This window comes from Pseudomonas sp. NY15356 (assembly GCF_048068175.1).
Lineage (GTDB): Bacteria > Pseudomonadota > Gammaproteobacteria > Pseudomonadales > Pseudomonadaceae > Aquipseudomonas > Aquipseudomonas putida_K.
Genome location: NZ_JBLUPW010000075.1, coordinates 1 through 833, shown reverse-complemented (window position 1 = coordinate 833; position 833 = coordinate 1). Strand labels below are relative to the sequence as shown.

The 833-nt window shown below is 67.0% G+C and carries 1 pseudogene; it reads left to right on the top strand.

The window, feature by feature from the left end:
- Window positions 1-833, top strand: a pseudogene (mcpA, locus tag ACNFCI_RS23975) (methyl-accepting chemotaxis protein McpA); the annotation flags it as partial.

The window sequence follows — 833 nt, the reverse complement described above, 5'->3', positions numbered from 1 at the left end:
GTGCAGCACAAGGACGAGTTCGGCGAACTGGCCACCTCGTTCAACCGCTTCGTCGAGCGTATTCACGCCTCGATCAGCGAGGTGTCCTCGGCCACCCGCCTGGTGCATGACCTGTCGGAGAAGGTGGTCCACGCCTCCAACGCCTCGATCATCGGCTCCGAGGAGCAGAGCATGCGCACCAACAGCGTCGCCGCGGCGATCAACCAGCTGGGCGCCGCCACCCAGGAGATCGCCCGCAACGCCGCCGACGCCTCGCAGCATGCCAGCGGCGCCAGCGACCAGGCCAACGACGGCCGTCAGGTGGTGGACGATGCGATCAACGCCATGACCGCGCTGTCGCAGAAGATCAGCGAGTCGTGCGAGCAGATCGAGGCGCTCAACGCCAGCACCGACGAGATCGGCAAGATCCTCGACGTGATCAAGGGCATCTCCCAGCAGACCAACCTGCTCGCGCTCAACGCCGCCATCGAGGCGGCCCGTGCCGGCGAGGCCGGGCGTGGGTTCGCGGTGGTGGCTGACGAGGTGCGCAACCTGGCCCACCGTACCCAGGAGTCGGCCGAGGAGATCCACCGCATGATCACCGGCCTGCAGGTGGGCTCGCGCGAGGCGGTGTACACCATGAACGAAAGCCAGGTGTCCAGCGAGCAGACCGTGCAGGTGGCCAACCAGGCCGGCGAGCGGCTGGCCAGCGTGACCCAGCGCATCGGCGAGATCGACGGCATGAACCAGTCGGTGGCCACCGCCACCGAGGAGCAGAGCGCGGTGGTCGAGAGCCTGAACCTGGACATCACCCAGATCAACAGCCTCAACCAGCAAGGGGTGGAGAACCTCAA